Origin of the sequence: Nocardia sp. NPDC003269 (genome assembly GCF_042888005.1) — a bacterium.
GTDB lineage: Bacteria > Actinomycetota > Actinomycetes > Mycobacteriales > Mycobacteriaceae > Nocardia.
The window spans coordinates 1,859,180-1,874,140 of the sequence record NZ_JBIAPA010000001.1 but is presented as its reverse complement, the minus strand read 5'-3'; the positions used below and the strand labels follow the sequence as shown (position 1 = coordinate 1,874,140).

At 70.1% G+C, this 14,961-nt stretch carries 17 protein-coding genes; 6 read left to right on the top strand and 11 right to left on the bottom strand.

All coding sequences use genetic code 11. The features are described 5' to 3' along the window. Positions 1 to 6: 6 nt before the first annotated feature. Entirely contained in the window at positions 7 to 3,786 is a 3,780-nt protein-coding gene (locus ACFYWJ_RS08780; RefSeq protein ID WP_355273902.1) for a BTAD domain-containing putative transcriptional regulator, read from the bottom strand. 116 nt (positions 3,787 to 3,902) lie between these two features. Between ACFYWJ_RS08780 and ACFYWJ_RS08775 the strand changes: the two genes are divergently transcribed. After that, positions 3,903 to 4,361, top strand: a complete 459-nt coding sequence (locus ACFYWJ_RS08775; RefSeq protein WP_355273905.1) for an SRPBCC family protein — start codon at positions 3,903 to 3,905, stop codon at positions 4,359 to 4,361. Between the two features lie 28 nt (positions 4,362 to 4,389). Further along, the gene (locus ACFYWJ_RS08770; protein WP_355273907.1) at positions 4,390 to 5,259 is read left to right on the top strand and encodes a 1,4-dihydroxy-2-naphthoate polyprenyltransferase; all 870 of its coding nucleotides are present in this window, start codon (positions 4,390 to 4,392) and stop codon (positions 5,257 to 5,259) included. On the opposite strand, the gene ACFYWJ_RS08765 is transcribed toward ACFYWJ_RS08770, so the two are convergent. The 6 genes from ACFYWJ_RS08765 to ACFYWJ_RS08740 all read right to left on the bottom strand — a co-directional run bounded on the left by ACFYWJ_RS08765 (position 5,256) and on the right by ACFYWJ_RS08740 (position 8,554). Next, a complete protein-coding gene (locus tag ACFYWJ_RS08765; protein WP_218716646.1) occupies positions 5,256 to 5,642 on the bottom strand; it encodes a phage holin family protein in 387 nt (128 codons plus the stop codon). The genes ACFYWJ_RS08770 and ACFYWJ_RS08765 overlap by 4 nt on opposite strands. Before the next feature lie 62 nt (positions 5,643 to 5,704). Continuing rightward, positions 5,705 to 6,280 (bottom strand): Clp protease N-terminal domain-containing protein, encoded by a 576-nt coding sequence (locus ACFYWJ_RS08760; RefSeq protein ID WP_355273910.1) that lies wholly within the window; start codon positions 6,278 to 6,280, stop codon positions 5,705 to 5,707. Next, on the bottom strand, positions 6,280 to 6,501 hold the full coding sequence (locus ACFYWJ_RS08755) for a helix-turn-helix domain-containing protein (protein ID WP_355273913.1): 222 nt from the start codon (positions 6,499 to 6,501) through the stop codon (positions 6,280 to 6,282). Before ACFYWJ_RS08755 ends, ACFYWJ_RS08760 begins: the two co-directional genes overlap by 1 nt. Before the next feature lie 50 nt (positions 6,502 to 6,551). Beyond that, positions 6,552 to 7,094 carry a dihydrofolate reductase family protein gene (locus ACFYWJ_RS08750; protein WP_355273916.1) on the bottom strand — a complete coding sequence of 181 codons (543 nt, stop codon included), beginning with the start codon at positions 7,092 to 7,094 and terminating at the stop codon, positions 6,552 to 6,554. A gap of 51 nt (positions 7,095 to 7,145) precedes the next feature. Further along, positions 7,146 to 8,231, bottom strand: a complete 1,086-nt coding sequence (locus ACFYWJ_RS08745; RefSeq protein WP_355273919.1) for a PLP-dependent cysteine synthase family protein — start codon at positions 8,229 to 8,231, stop codon at positions 7,146 to 7,148. Further along, a complete protein-coding gene (locus ACFYWJ_RS08740) occupies positions 8,228 to 8,554 on the bottom strand; it encodes a DUF4229 domain-containing protein (protein ID WP_355273922.1) in 327 nt (108 codons plus the stop codon). The genes ACFYWJ_RS08745 and ACFYWJ_RS08740 overlap by 4 nt, the downstream gene beginning before the upstream one ends. A 165-nt stretch (positions 8,555 to 8,719) precedes the next feature. Here ACFYWJ_RS08740 and ACFYWJ_RS08735 point away from each other — a divergent pair, with 165 nt between their 5' ends. The 4 genes from ACFYWJ_RS08735 (at position 8,720) to ACFYWJ_RS08720 (ending at position 10,820) form a co-directional block, all read left to right on the top strand. Further along, positions 8,720 to 8,929 carry a BldC family transcriptional regulator gene (locus tag ACFYWJ_RS08735; protein ID WP_019049435.1) on the top strand — a complete coding sequence of 70 codons (210 nt, stop codon included), beginning with the start codon at positions 8,720 to 8,722 and terminating at the stop codon, positions 8,927 to 8,929. A gap of 115 nt (positions 8,930 to 9,044) precedes the next feature. Beyond that, on the top strand, positions 9,045 to 9,239 hold the full coding sequence (locus ACFYWJ_RS08730; protein WP_355273925.1) for a hypothetical protein: 195 nt from the start codon (positions 9,045 to 9,047) through the stop codon (positions 9,237 to 9,239). 70 nt (positions 9,240 to 9,309) lie between these two features. Next, entirely contained in the window at positions 9,310 to 9,966 is a 657-nt protein-coding gene (locus ACFYWJ_RS08725; RefSeq protein ID WP_355273928.1) for a hypothetical protein, read from the top strand. An 83-nt stretch (positions 9,967 to 10,049) separates the two neighbouring features. After that, entirely contained in the window at positions 10,050 to 10,820 is a 771-nt protein-coding gene (locus tag ACFYWJ_RS08720) for a Clp protease N-terminal domain-containing protein (protein ID WP_355273931.1), read from the top strand. Between the two features lie 557 nt (positions 10,821 to 11,377). On the opposite strand, the gene ccsB is transcribed toward ACFYWJ_RS08720, so the two are convergent. Genes ccsB through ACFYWJ_RS08700 form a run of 4 tightly spaced genes read right to left on the bottom strand, consistent with a single transcriptional unit; the run spans position 11,378 to position 14,956 of the window. Continuing rightward, positions 11,378 to 12,343, bottom strand: coding sequence for a c-type cytochrome biogenesis protein CcsB (ccsB, locus tag ACFYWJ_RS08715; protein WP_355273934.1), 966 nt, complete (start codon positions 12,341 to 12,343; stop codon positions 11,378 to 11,380). Continuing rightward, complete coding sequence (locus ACFYWJ_RS08710; protein WP_355273937.1) at positions 12,343 to 13,977, bottom strand: cytochrome c biogenesis protein ResB; 1,635 nt, start codon at positions 13,975 to 13,977, stop codon at positions 12,343 to 12,345. The genes ccsB and ACFYWJ_RS08710 overlap by 1 nt, the downstream gene beginning before the upstream one ends. Beyond that, complete coding sequence (locus tag ACFYWJ_RS08705; protein ID WP_355273940.1) at positions 13,977 to 14,789, bottom strand: cytochrome c biogenesis CcdA family protein; 813 nt, start codon at positions 14,787 to 14,789, stop codon at positions 13,977 to 13,979. Before ACFYWJ_RS08705 ends, ACFYWJ_RS08710 begins: the two co-directional genes overlap by 1 nt. Beyond that, on the bottom strand, positions 14,789 to 14,956 hold the full coding sequence (locus ACFYWJ_RS08700; protein ID WP_355273943.1) for a hypothetical protein: 168 nt from the start codon (positions 14,954 to 14,956) through the stop codon (positions 14,789 to 14,791). The genes ACFYWJ_RS08705 and ACFYWJ_RS08700 overlap by 1 nt, the downstream gene beginning before the upstream one ends. Positions 14,957 to 14,961 lie beyond the last annotated feature (5 nt).

Here is a 14,961-nt window from a genome sequence, read left to right as displayed (position 1 = left end):
GATCCGTCAGGGTCGGGTGCCGTTGTCGTGTCCGTCCAGGTGCGTGACCAGCTCGACGATGCGGGTGGCGGCCGCGAGCCTGCGCACCCCCGCCGCCGCGCGCTCGGCCCCGGCCAGCGCTTCCGCGCCCACCCGGTCCCGGTGCAGGGCACGGTGGCGGGCCAGTTCCATCGACGGATAGTCCTGCCTGGCCGCCGAAGCCGCGGCGAGCGTGAATAGTTCGAGTCCCTCGGGCCGCCGCGGATCGGTCGTCAGCAGGTAGGAGCCGACCGCGCAGGCCACCGCGCCGATCTGCGGCAGGTCCAGGTACTGCGAGAGCCTGCGATCGGTGGTCGCGACGATCTGCGCCACCAGATCGTCCGCCGCGCCCGCCCGGCCGTACAGCACGTGGGCGCTGACCGCCGCCGCCGACACCATCAGCGCGCCGGGACCCGGGCTGAGCTCGAAATCGGGCCAGCCGAGCAGCTCCAGCGCCCGGCGGTAGTGCCGGAGACCGGCGTCGATGTCACCGTCGGCCAGCTCCAGCTCGGCCACCGCGGTCGCGACGGTCGAGAGCCGGTGATTGCGGCGGATGGTGGGATCGTCGACCTGGCCCAGCCCCGAATCCTCCGACCGCAGGACGAAATCGAGCTCGGCGCGGGCCTGCTCGCGCTGACCGGCGCCGATCAGGACGGCCGACAGGAAGCACCGTCCCTCCAGGATCTCGTCGTCGACCCGCAGGCGGCTCATCTGCGTCAGCGCCCGGCGGTAGTGGGTGGCCGACTCGGCGTACCGGGCGGATTGACCGCACAGCTGGGCGAGATGCTGGCTCATCATCGCCGCGCCCCAGACGTCGCGCGACTCCATCTCGGCCAGCGCGCGCACCGCGTCGCGAGTCGAGCCCGCCACGTTCCCCGCGTTCTCCCAGAAGTTGGCCCGCGCGGCCAGGGCGGCCACCCGCGCGCTGCGCTCCGGTGCGTGGGCGCCCTCGGCCAGCAACCGGCCGAGGCGGAAGCCGTGCGGCCGCACGGTGATCAGCGCGCCGAGCAGCCGCAGACCCGGATCGAGCCCGGGATGCTCCAGCAGCCTGCGGGCGCGCATCCGCGCCAGCGCCACCGGGCGCGCGTCACCACCGTTGTGGAACATCAGGTGCAGGCAGGTCAGCATGTGGGTGACCATCTGGAGGTCGGCGGCCACCCCGGAGACGGGCCGCGGCGGCGGGATCGCGACCAGCCGCACCGCCCAGCCGATGAACTCCAGGTGCGCGCCCCGCATCACCCACAGCGTCGCGACCACCGGGAACACGGTGTAGACCGTGTCGGCGTCGGCGTGCGCGGTGGCCGTGCGCAGGACCGCGACCAGATTGTCCAGCTCGGCGGTCACCGCGAGCACCACCGGCACCTGGTCGACGGCGGGGTAGTCGCGGACGGCGCCGAGCACGAATTCCCGTGCCCACCCGGCCATCCGCTCGCGGACCAGCGTGGTCTCGGCGCCGTCGGTCACGGCGTCGACGGCGGCCAGCTGCTCGGCGCCGAACTCCCGCACGGTCTCGAGCATGCGATACCGGATGCCGCTGCCGTCGGGATCGTCGAGCACGGTGAGCAGCGACTGGCCGACCAACCCGTCGACCGCGGCGGCGACATCGGCCACCTCGGGTCCGGCCGCGACGACTTCGGCCGCGGACAGGATGAAGCCACCCGGGAACCGGGACAGCCTGCGCAGCACGATCTGCTGATCGAGGTCGAGCAGGTTCCAGCTCCACGCGATCACCGCGTGCAGCGTGCGATGCCGCTGCGGGGCGGCCCGATCACCGCTGCGCAGCAGGGCGAATCGATGTTCGAGCCTGGCTTCGATCTCGGCGACGCTCATCGTGCGCACCCGGGCCGCGGCCAGTTCGATCGCCAGCGGCAGGCCGTCCAGGGTGCGGCACAGCCTGGCTACGATCTCGGGATCGAGCCGGACATCGGGGCGCACCGCCCTGGCCCGCGCGGTGAACAGGTCCGTGGCGGGCGAGCCCGCCGCGTCGATCGCCAACGGGGCCAGCGGATAGACGGATTCGGCGGTGATCGCCAGCGGGGAGCGGCTGGTCGTCAGGACCGTCAGCTGGGCACAGCTGCCGACCAGATCGGCGACGACCTCGGCGGCCGCCTCGATCACGTGCTCACAGTTGTCCAGGATCAGCAGGGTCGGCCGGGCGGCCAGCGCGTCACGCAGTCGGGTGCGCTGGTCGACCTGCCGTCCCAGGCGGAGACCGCCCGGCTCACGGATCACCTCACCCAGACCCATGACGTGCCCGATCGCCGCTTCGATGTCGACCACGGCCTGCGTGCCCTGCGACTCAGCCCGCGCGCCTGCCGACTCGGCCCGGACGCTAGCCGACTCAGCCTGCGCGCCCGCCGACTCGGCCTGCACCGGGGCCAGCTCGACCAGCACCACCGGCAGGGTGCCGGTGAGTCGTTCGCCGACCGCGTTCGCCACCCTGGTCTTGCCGGTGCCACCGGGGCCGAGCACCGTCGTCACCCGTGACCGGCGCACCAGATCGGTGATCGCGTCGAGATCGGCCGCGCGACCGAGCAGTTCGTTGGGGGCGGCACGCAAGCCGAGAGAGGTGGGCGGGAGGGTGCGCGGTTGGCCGTTGGGGCGGTCGGCCATCGGAGCGACCGCGCTGCCGGGTAGTCCTGCCGCAGGCGTGTCCCAGGTGCTCGCCGACCAGCCGTCCCGGGACCCGGTCGCATCCGTGGCGCCTGCCCGCGCCGTGGGGTCGTCGATTGTGGTGCCGGGCAGTGATGCCGCAGACGCGTCCCGGCCGATGCTCGCCGCTGACCAGTCGTCCCGGGAGTGCGGATCGTTTTCGCCTGCCCGTGCGGCCGGGTCGACGATCGCGGTGTCGGCGGCCGGTGTTCGGTCGTCTATGCCAGGGTTCGCCTGTGCCGACCCCGCGGCATCGCGCTCCGAGATGCCGGTCGCGGAGGGCTGAGCGGAGGGCCGCTGCCTAGCGCCGGGGAGCTCGATCGGATCGCCACGCAGCACCGCGGTGTTGAGCGCGAGCAGGGTCGGGCCCGGGTCGGCACCGAGTTCCTCGATCAGCCGCAGCCGGTAGGTGGCGAAGGCTTCCAGCGCGTCGCTGGTGCGGCCCGCCGCGGCGAGCAGGCGGATGAGCGTGGTGTGGGCAGGCTCGTCCAAGGGGTGGGCGGCGGCGTCGGCGGCGGCCAGCGGGAGGGCGGCGGCGAGGTCGCCCCGCGCGGTGTGGGCGGCGAGCTCGGCGCGGTCGAGGTCGCGGCGCAGCTGATCGGCGGCGGCGCGCAGGTCGTCGGCGGGGCCGGATTCGGGCAGGTCGGCGCCCGGATCGCCGCGCCACAGCGCCCGGGCGGCGGCGATCGCGGCGAGGCTCGCCGCGGTGTCGCCGGTCGCGCGCAGGTCGTCGGCGCGGTGGACCAGGGCGGCGGCCGCGGTCAGGTCGACGCTGTCGGCGGGCAGGGTCAGCCGGTAACCGGCAGGGCCGATCTCCAGCGCGCCGTCGGGCAGCAACGCCCGCAGCCGCGACACCTGCGTGTGCAGGGCGTTCATCGGCGCACGTGGCGGCTGGTCGCCCCATACCTCGTCGACGAGCGCCTGCGCGCTGCGGGCCCGGCCGGGACGCACGGCCAGCGCGGCCAGCAGCAGCCGGGCCCGCGCGCCGGGCAGCGCGCGCAGCGTCGCGTCGTCGCGGCGGATCGCGATCACGCCGAGCACCCCCACGACGATGGGGGCAGCGGCCACCGCGACGGTGGGAGGCGGCCCGTCGGGGCCGAGATGCTGTGCAGACATGCCGCAAGTCATCGTAGGCGAGCACGGCGACCAGCTCCTGTTCCACGCGGACGACCGGCGCGACACCACCGCCGCACGCCGCGAAAATGTCGGTACCCCGGCCTAGGCTGACCCGCATGGGCGACTTCGAGGTGACCCGGCGCACGACCATTGCCGCCGAACCCGCACGCATCCACGGTTTCATCGACGATTTCCGCCAGTGGCGACTGTGGTCGCCGTGGGAGGACGCCGATCCCCAGCTCGCCCGCACCTACACCGGGCCCGAGTCCGGCGTCGGCGCGCGCTACACCTGGCGCGGCAACCGCAAGGCGGGCGCGGGCGCGATGGAGATCAAGGCCGACGCCGCGCACGAGATCGGCATCGAGCTGGCGTTCGAGAAGCCGTTCAAGGCCACCAACTTCGTCACCTTCACCCTCACGTCGAGCGGCAGCAACACCGAGGTGACCTGGCGGATGACCGGCACCCACTCGGGCCTGATGGGCGTGCTCGGCAAGGTCTTCCCGATCGACAACATGATCGGCAAGGACTTCGACAAGGGGCTGGCCCGGCTCAAGACCATCGCCGAATCCGCCTAGGACACCGGCCGGGGCTAGGCTTCGATCCATGGCTACAGCAGCGGAATGGATCGAAGGCGCCCGGCCGCGGACGCTGCCGAACGCGATCGCCCCGGTACTCGCCGGGACCGGCGCGGCGGCGTCGATCGACGGGGCCGTCTGGTGGAAAGCGCTGCTGGCGCTGCTGGTTTCGCTGGCGCTGATCGTCGGTGTCAACTACGCCAACGACTACTCCGACGGCATCCGCGGCACCGACGACGTGCGTGTCGGCCCGCTGCGGCTGGTCGGCTCGAAACTGGCCTCCCCCACCGCCGTCCGCAATGCCGCGGTGCTCAGCCTGGCGATCGGCGCGGTCGCGGGCCTGGTCCTCGCCGTGACGACCGCGTGGTGGCTGGTCGTGATCGGCGCGGTGTGCCTGGCCGGTGCCTGGTTCTACACCGGTGGCAGCAAGCCCTACGGCTACAGCGGTTTCGGTGAGATCGCGGTGTTCGTGTTCTTCGGCCTGATCGCGGTGCTCGGCACCCAGTACGTGCAGGCACTGCGGGTGGACTGGGTGGGGCTGCTGCTGGCGATCGGCGTCGGCGCGTTCTCCAGCGCCGTGCTGGTCGCCAACAACCTGCGCGACATCCCCACCGACACCGAGGCCGGGAAGGTCACCCTGGCGGTGAAACTCGGCGACGCCCGCACCCGCACGCTGCACGTGGTGCTGCTGGCCGCGCCGTTCGTGATCAGCCTGGCGCTGGTGGCCCGCACCCCGTTTGCACTGGCCGGACTGCTGGCGTTGCCGCTGGCGATCCGCGCCAATGCCCCGGTGCGCACGGGCAAGGGCGGGCTGGAACTGATTCCCGCCCTGCGTGATTCCGGGCTCGCGCTGCTGGCCTGGTCAGCACTGAGCGCGCTCGCCGTCGGACTGGCTTAGTCGTCGCCGTCGGGCACGAGGATGCCCAGCGCCCAGTTGACCAGCGAGATGATCACACCGCCCCAGAACGCCGCCCAGAAACCGTCGACCCGCAGACCGTAGTCGGACAGTTCGGTGATCTTCGCGGTGAGCCAGAGCATGCCCGCGTTCACCAGCAGCAGGAACAGCCCGAGCGTGAGGATCACGAACGGCAGGGACAGGAGCTTCACGATCGGCTTGATGACGGCGTTCACCGCGGTGAACACCGCCGCGACGATCAGGATCACCAGGGCTTTGCCCCAGTTGCCCGAATCGGCCGGGACCAGGATGTCGATCTTGTCGATCCACGCCGCCGCGGCCCAGATGGCAATGGCGTTGATGACCAGTCGAATGGCTAGCTGCATGGAGCCATGCTAGGCCGAGAATCGGACATCGCGGCGGGTCTGACACACACCCGACACGGAATTCACGCTGCGCGGTCGAGCATTCCGTAGACGTCGGCGCGCAAGGCGGCGGCCCCGTCACGGCCGCCGAGCAGGTCGGTGGTGGCCGGGTCGGCGCCGCGCAGAATGCCGAGCAACAGGTAGGCCGTGGAAATTTCGCGTTCCTTGCGGTGGATCGCCTCGCGCAGTGCGAGTTCGAGCGTCTTCTTGGCCGGGTTCGTGAACGGGATGTGCCCGGCCCCGAGCAGCCGGCCGAAGACGCCGCGCCGGACCTCCGGTTCGGCCCGGTCCCAGGCGTCGGGGCCGAAATTCTCGGTGACGCTGGCCCGCACCGCGTCCAGGTCGATGCCGATCGAGCGCAGGGCCTCGGCGTCGTCGGCGCCCAGCGGTGGCGTGCCCGTCCGGGCGGCGAGCGCGGCCCGCGTCCCGTCGGCGGTGATGCCCCGCGCGTCGAGCACTGCCCGCAGGCCCGGTTCGGCGTTCGTGATCACGCCGAGCAGCACGTGCTCGGGACCGATCCGGCCGGCGCCGAGTTCCTTGGCGTCGTCCTGGGCACTGACGACCGCCACCCTGGCCTGTCGGCTGAACTTCTCGAACATCAGCGGGTACCGCCCTTCCGATTGTGTTTCTGATGCACCGCCTGCTTGCTCACCTCGAGCGCTTCGGCAATCGCCTGCCACGACCAGCCATGGGCCCTGGCATTGGCCACCTGGATGGATTCGAGCCGGTCGGCCAGCCTGCGCAGGGCGAGCACCGCGCGCAGGCCGACCGCCGGATCGGGATTGCCCGCCGCCGAGGCGAGCGTTGTTGCATCGGTCATGGCGTCAATTTTGATTGACGATTCCGGCGGTGTCAACAAAAATTGACGAATCAGCGCAATCGGTAGACGAGCTTGGCGAACTGGCCCAGCTGTTCGACCTCGACCAGCCGCAGCCGATCGGAGAGCAGGCGGCGCGGCAGCAGCGGGGCGCCGCCGCCGAGCGTCACCGGCGCAACGCCGACGATCACCTCGTCGAGCAACCCGGCATCGGCGAACTGTCCGGCGAGATCGCCGCCGCCGATGATCCAGATATCGCGGTCACCGGCCGCGGCGACCATCTCCGCGTGCACCGACTCGACCCCGCCCGCGACGAAACGCACATTCGCGCCGGGGAACTCGGGCAGCACGCGATGGGTGAACACCCAGGTCGGACGGTCGCCGTAGTTGTCGTGCCAGGACTCGGGCGGTTCGTTGGCCGCCATCCACTCGTAGGTCGTCGAACCGAGGCACAGCGCGCCGACGCCGAGCAGGAATTCGCCGACATCGCCGGTCGCGGTGCCCGCGTCGGGGACGGCCATCAGCCAGTCCAGCGAATTGTCGGGGTCGGCGATGTAGCCGTCGAGGCTGGTAGCGGTGTAGTAGCGGGTCGTCATGGACACCGATCCTGACAGCGAAACCTGACACCTTCGGTCAGGTTTCGCCGGTCAGCCGTGCCAGCGACCGGTGGCGGCGAATTCGGTGAGCACGGCGGTGGGTCCGGCCAGGTCGAGGTGCTGGGCGTCGACCCAGGCGTCGTCGAAATACGTTCCGGCATACCGGTCGCCGCCGTCGCACAGCAGCGTCACGACACTGCCGCGACGGCCCGCGGCGAGCAGCTCGGAGACGAGATGGAAGGCGCCCCACAGGTTCGTTCCCGTCGAACCGCCGACCCGCCTGCCCAGCACCGTGCTGGCGTGGCGAGCCGTCGCGACCGAGGCCGCGTCCGGGACGACGATCATCCGGTCGACGACCTGCCCGACGAACGACGGCTCCACCCGCGGCCTGCCGATGCCCTCGATCCGCGAGGGCATCCCGGTCTCGTAGCCCGCGTCACCGGTCTCGTAGCCGCCGAAGAACGCCGAGTGCTCGGGGTCGACCACGGCCAGCCGGGTCGCGTGCCTGCGATAGCGGATGTAGCGGCCGATCGTGGCGCTGGTGCCGCCGGTGCCCGCGCCGACCACGATCCACTCCGGGATCGGATTGGTCTCCAGGGCCAGCTGCTGGAAGATGGATTCGGCGATGTTGTTGTTGCCGCGCCAGTCGGTCGCGCGCTCGGCATGGGTGAACTGATCCATGAAGTGTCCGCCGGTCTCGGCGGCGAGCCGCTTGGCCTCGGGATACATGTCGGGTGCCCGCTCGACGAAATGACATCGGCCACCCTGCGCTTCGATCAGCGCGATCTTCTGCGGCGACGTGCTCGCCGGCATCACCGCGATGAAATCCAGACCGAGCAGCTTCGCGAAATACGCCTCGCTCACCGCCGTCGACCCCGACGAGGCCTCCACCACCGTGGTGCCCTCGGTGACCCAGCCGTTGCAGATCGCGTACAGGAACAGCGAGCGCGCCAGCCGGTGCTTGAGGCTGCCGGTGATGTGGGTGGACTCGTCCTTGAGGTACAGCTGCACCGGCCAGCCGGCGGGCAGCGGGTACCGCAGCAGGTGGGTGTCGGCGGAGCGCTGGGAGTCGGCGTCGATCAGCCGGACGGCGTTGTCGACCCAGTCACGCGGGGCGCTGCGGTCGAGGTATTTCACGCGGTCGGCCCGTCGTCGTCACCTCGCAACCGGGCCCGCAGCTGCGCCTTGTCCTGGCGGCGGCGCGCGTCGACGACGGCGATGTCCTCGTTGACCTTCGTGCGCAGCTTCTTGAACAGGGTGAGCGAGAGCGGCATCGCGACGATCAGCGCGAACAGCGCGGCCACGATGATCGGCACCTCGACGCCGATGAGCTTGGCGACCCCGACGATCACCGCCGCGATCAGCACGACCAGCCCGAGCCGGGCCAGCGTGTAGAGGGCCAGATTGCGGACCAGCCGCTTCCCCGCGCCAGAACCTTGCTGACCAGTTGCTTCACTCACGCCCAACAGCCTAACCCCGCCGCGGCCTGGCCCGATGCAGCCCCGTTCGCGGCTTTTGTCTATTACTTCCCCTTTACCAACAGTAGGTGGTTCGACTACGTGGGGGTCGCAGTGCGACGATGGCGCCATCTGATGAGGGAACTGTCGAGAACGGAGAGGTTAGCTATGACTGCGATCACCGTCGGCGGCCAGGACACTCTGCTGACACCAGGCCAAGTAGCCGCAATGTTCCACGTAGACCCCAAGACCGTCACCCGGTGGGCTCATGCGGGCAGGCTCGGTTCGCTGCGCACGCCGGGCGGACATCGCCGATTCCGCGAGTCCGAGGTTCTGCAGTTGCTGAAATCGCTCACCACGGAGGCAGCACCCCGCTGACCCCACCGGCCGGCGCGAGTCCGCAACGGGCTCGCGTTTGCCGGGAATTTCCCTTCCGTTACGGATGTGCACACGGCGCGGACACGGCTACCCTCGATAGCAGGAGGTGAGCGACGTGACGTACCTGTTGGCACTCATCGCGATCGTGGCCGTCGCGGTGTTGTGCTGGAAGGCGTTCGGCCCGGAGAAGATCGGCCCCAGTTCCGGCCCTCCGTCGCGCCGGCCGATCCTCGGCCCCGACGACGACCCGGAGTTCCTCTGGCGACTCGGTAAGCAGCACCGCGACGATTCGGGTCAGTCCGACTCGTGATCCGCGCGCGTGACCTTACCCACATACCCCCCGATGCACCGCGAAAAACCCGGGTAGATAACGTATTCCGGTGATCGATGTGCAGCAGAGTTCCATCCCGACCACTTGGCGCGCGGCCGACGGCAGCGCCGTGACGTTCACCGAGGCACGGTCGGCGTGGACTCGCGCGGCACACGAGGTGCTCGCCGACACCGCGACCAGGTTCAACAACTTCATCGTCAACACCGAGCTGGCCGAGCTGGTCCAGGAGGAATCCGGGATCCGCACCCAGGTGAAGTGGCAGCACTGGCTGCCGGTCGTGCTGGACAAGGTCGCCGAGCACTGTCACAAGAACAACGAGCCGCCGCTGAGCGCGCTGTGCGTGCGCAAGAACCAGACGGTGGGCACCGGCTACCGCTACATCCTCGAACTCGCGGGCCTGCCCATCCCCGACGACCTCGAGATGCACGCCGCCGCCGCCCGCTGGCAGTGCTACCAGCACTACGCCACCGACCTCCCCGCCGACGGCGGCCTCCCCACCCTCCCCCCGAAGGTCGCGGCCCTGCGCCACCAGACCTCCCAGGACCTCGCCACCGCCGAAGCGGCCGAAGCCGCCGCCAAGCCCAAGCGCACCTCGACGTCCGCCCGCCGCAGCGTCACCGTCCCCAAGCCGGAACCGGTCCGCAAGCCCGTCTGCCTCAACTGCCACGTCGAACTCCCGGCCAACAAGATCTGCTACTACTGCTGATCCCGATCACCCCAAGGCCCGGCCGCTCCCCGAGCACCGGGCCTTCGCCGTATCCACCGCCGATCGCACTGCACACTGGGGTGATGACGCACGTCGACCACCGCCGGTATACGGGCGCCGCCCGCGCGGCGATGAAACGAGCCGCCGCGCAGACGGCTGACCGGGGCCGCCCCGTCGTGACACCGATGGACCTGCTGAGCGCCCTGGTCGACGAGGACGCCACCGGCATGGCCACGGTGCTGCTCGAGTCGGGTGATCTGGGTGTCCGGCGAAGCGATGTCCGACGCGCCATCGCGCAACAACAGGCGACTCGAGGCGCGCCAACGCTCGATTCCGTGCTCGACTACGCCATGCTGGAGAACCCCACCAGGCCGATCGGCACAGACCACCTCCTGATCGCCCTCCTCGAAGCCGACAATGCGACCGCAGACCTGCTCGCCGCGTCTGGAATCACGACGCAAGCGGTTCGTGCAGTGCGCGCGACCACGACGGATTCGCAGTGCTACGGCTGTACCGAAGCCGACGCACGGCCGACGAGATTCTCGATCCCCCGCCCGAACCTGCCGCCCGAACTCACCGCCGTCCTGCACGATGTCGAGCACTGGCGGAGGGAGAAGGAAGCCGCCGTCGACGCGAGCGATTTCGAGCGCGCGGCACACATGCGCGATCAGGAGAAGACCGCACGCAGATCCATTGCCGCCTGGGACGAGTCCACCCTCATCGCCCAATTCGGCAGCGCGATCGACGAAGTTCTCCGGCTACGCGCCGCAGTCGATTACCTCACAACCCAACTCCATGATGGCCATGCCGCCACCGGACCTGATGGCGGAACGGCCGACTCGCCAGTCGAGTAGAGCTCGGATCACGTCTCGATGTCGGCCGTTCGGACCACGAACCGGACCTGATCGGTGGTCGACTCCATCCAGCGGAGATCTATCGCGGTGCGATCGCCTTCGAGGTGCTCGACGATGGCTACCGCGAGGGGGCACGGGATCGGGTATGGCGAAGACCGACCTATGCCGAAGGCCCGGCTGCTCGTTCAAGAGACCGGGCCTTGTTGTCCTGACCTGGGATCAGACGCAGGTCGGCATCCCCATGGACACGCTGGTGCCGGTGCTCAGGCACCGCAGCAGCAAGGCGGGGAGCGCGGCCGAGCCCGAATCCGGATCCGCGGACGCGGTGTACGGGGTGGCCGAGCCCGAATCGACGGCAACCGGCTCTACCGCTACCGCGGGTGCGGCAGCCGCGATCGCCGCACCCGACACACCGCATCCCAGCGAAATCGCCACGGCCGCAATCACGCTTACACTCCGACGACGCATGTCTTCCACCTCTCGAGCAACCAACAGACACCGAAACGGTAGCGCTGCCCGCCAAAAGTGAAACGCCCATACTTCCGTGGGCGGTACGGCTAGTTCAGGCCCGCGTAGCTGTGCAGACCCGAGATCACCATGTTGATGATGAAGAGGTTGAAGAGCATGGCGACGAAGCCGGCGATGTTGATCCAGGCGGCCTTGGTGTCGCGCCAGCCGGAAGTCGCGCGGGCGTGCAAATACGCCGCGTAGAGGACCCAGGCGATGAAGGAGCAGGTTTCCTTGGGGTCCCAGCCCCAGAAGCGGCCCCAGGCGGCTTCGGCCCAGATGGCGCCGAGGATGACGCCTGCGCCGAAGAGGGGGAAGCCGATGATGGTGGTCTTGTAGGCGAGCTGGTCGAGGGTGCGGGCGTCGGGGAGGCGGCGGGCGATGGTGCCGAAGATCGAGGTCGACTCCTCGCCCGCGGGCTGACGCATGCGGAACAGGTAGAGCAGGCTGGCGACGCCGGAGACCAGGAAGACGCCGCTGCCGACGCTGACGATGGTGACGTGGATCGGCAGCCAGAACGAGCGCAGCGCGGGGACGACCGGCGCGGCGTCGGCGTAGAGGACGGTGCCCGCCAGGAACATCAGGATCAGCACGGGGACCAGCAGGAAGACCCACATGGACCGGTAGCGCTGATCGCGCAGGAAGTACAGGCCGATCACCACGGCGGCCGCGGTGGCCATGGTGGTGAACTCGTACATGTTGCCGAGCGGGAAGCGGTGGGTGGCGAAGCCGCGCAGCACGATCGAGCCGACGTGCAGCACCGCACCGACCAGCAGCACCGAGAACGCCATGTTGCCGAGGCGCTCGGAGGTCGGCTTGGCGGCCGGTGTCTCGATGCGGCCGGGCAGCGACGGGTCGACGGGCGCGCCCGCGGTGACCAGCTCGCGCGCCGCGACCTTGTTGGCGCGCGCCGAGGCGTACTGCACCAGCAACAACACCAGCGCCAGGGCGTAGATCGCCATGGCCGACATGAAGGCGAAGTCGCTGTAGCGCGCCACCGTTTCGTCGATCGGCATCAGTTCTCCGTTTCCGCGTCCAGTACCCGCGCGCGCAGCCGGTCGAATTCGCCGCCCCAGCCCGCCTGATCGCTTCTGGCCAGACCGCCCATTTCTACTACGGTCCGTCGTTGATCCACGGTACCTGCCCCGCTCTCGGCGGGGTACGCCCGGATCCAGATTCGGCGCCGCTTGACCAGCAGCGACACCAGCAGACCCGCCATCATCGTCAGCGCGCTCACCAGCACCCACTGCTGGGCCGGATCGTGCGAGACCTGGAGGTTCACGAACTCCTTGGCGCCGTCGAAGGTGACCTTCGCGCCGTTGGGCAGGGTGGTCGACTCGCCCGGCCGCAGGTTGACCCGCGCTTCCTTGGTGAGCCTGCCCTGCTTGATCATCTCCGGGTCCAGCGCGAACAGCGACTGCGACCGGCCGGTGTCCAGGCCGGTGTTGCCACGGTAGATGTCGACCGCGACGGCCGGATCGTCCATCGTCGGGAACGACGAGGTGAGCAGGCTGCCGTGGAACAGTGCCGTCGGCGCGAACAGGCCCTCGATGGCGATCTGGTTCTGGCGGCGCTCCTCGTCGGTGGCGTACATGCCGCCGGGCGGGTCGATCCGCAGGACGCCGCTGGACAGGAAGGTCCTGGCGTCGTCGGGGCGCCACTGGATGGTCTCGGTGCGGGTCTGCCCGTTCGGGAAGGTGACGGTGAACGTCGGCGCGAAACCGTGGCCCTGCAGGTAGACGCGGTCACCGGCGACGCGCAGCGGATGGTTCACCCGCAGTTCGGTGGAGCGCCAGGTGTCGGTGCTCAGATCCTCGCCCGCCTGGTACTCGATGTTCGAGGTGAACATCTCGGCCTGGCCGGTGGGCAGGTAGTCGGCCTTGAAGTCCTTGACGCGCACGCACAGCGGAGTCATCCCGGTGCCGTCGTTGACATTGCCCGCGCGGAACGAGTCGAACACCGCGGGCGAGGTGGTGCAGAAGCCGGCGCCGTTGTCGGCGATCACGATGACATTGCCCTCGTAGCCGAACAGCTTGCCCAGCGCGATCGAGGCCAGCAGCCCCACCAGCGACAGGTGGAAGACCAGGTTGCCGAACTCGCGCAGGTAGCCCTTCTCGGCCGACAGCGTGACCTCGCCGGCGCGCTTGCCGGCGCGCACCTCGGTGCGCCAGCCGCGCAGCTGCCCGCGCGCCTGCTCGACGACGGCGTCGACGTCGCGGTCGACGGTCTCGCTGAAGTGGTGTGGCAACCGGCCCAGGTTGCGTGGCGTCGGCACCGGCGGGGTCCGCAGGGCCCGGTAGTGGTCCAGGCAGCGCGGCAGGATGCAGCCGACGAGTGAGATGAACAGCAGCGCGTAGATGGCGGTGAACCAGAAGCTGCCGAACACGTCGAACAGCTCGAACCGGTCCATCCACGGACCCAGCGTGGGGCGGTCGGCGATGTACTGCTCGACCTTCTGCGTGTTCAGGCTGCGCTGCGGAAGCAGGGCGCCGGGAATGGCGGCCAGGGCCAGCAGGAACAGCAGCACCAGGGCGGTGCGCATGCTGGTGAGGCCGCGCCAGGTATTGCGGACCAGGGCCCAGGCCCGGCCCGGCAGGGACTGCCGGACGGGCGGGTTGGGGGTGGTCGGCGGAGTCAGTGTGTCAGTCATCAGATCGGGAGAGTCACCTCGGAGACGAACCCGTCACGCACCCAGCTGACGAACTGGTCCCATGCCCCCGTGACCAGCGCGACGCCGACGGCGACGAGCAGAACACCCCCGATTACCTGAATGGTGCGCGAATTGCGCCGCAGCCAGCCGACCCCGCGCAGGGCCCCGGCCGAGCCGAACGCCAGCACGACGAACGGCAGCCCGAGCCCGAGGCAGTACGCCACGATGAGCACGACACCGCGCGCCGCGGTGGTGCCCTCGGTCCCCGCGGACACCGCCATCACCCCGGACAGCGTCGGCCCGAGGCACGGCGTCCAGCCCAGCGCGAACACCCCGCCCAGCAGGGGCGCGCCGACGATGCTGGTGAACCGGCGCGGTTCCATCCTGGTGTCGCGCTGCAGCGCGGGCACCAGGCCGATGAAGACCAGACCCATCAGGATCGTCACCACACCGCCGATGCGCTGCAGCAGCTCCCGGTTGACGTTGAGGGTCTGGATGACACCGAACACGGTGGCCGTGGCCAGCACGAACACCACCGTGAACCCGGCGACGAACAGTCCGGCGGCACCGGCCACCCGCATCTTGGCACTACGGCGCTGCGCGGTGAGCGTGCTCGCCTGCGCGGCGCTGGCCGGTGGCGCCTCGGCGCCGACCAGCCCGGCCAGATAGGACAGGTACCCCGGCACCAACGGCACGACACACGGTGAAGCGAACGACACCAGGCCCGCGAGCAGGCAGGCACCCAACGCCAACAGCAACGGACCCGATGCCGCCGTCTGCTGGAAGGAATCCCCGACTGCGGCGAGCACCATCACTCGGAGGTGTCCTCGTCACGCTGCTCGTCGCGGGGCAACGACAGGGTGCGCTCGGTCTCGGCCGGTTCGGCCGGGCCGAAATCGAACAGGCCCGCACCGGCGACGCTGCGCGGGACGGTCGCGATGCCCGCCCAACGATCGTCGACGGTCCACCCCGCTCCCATGCGGC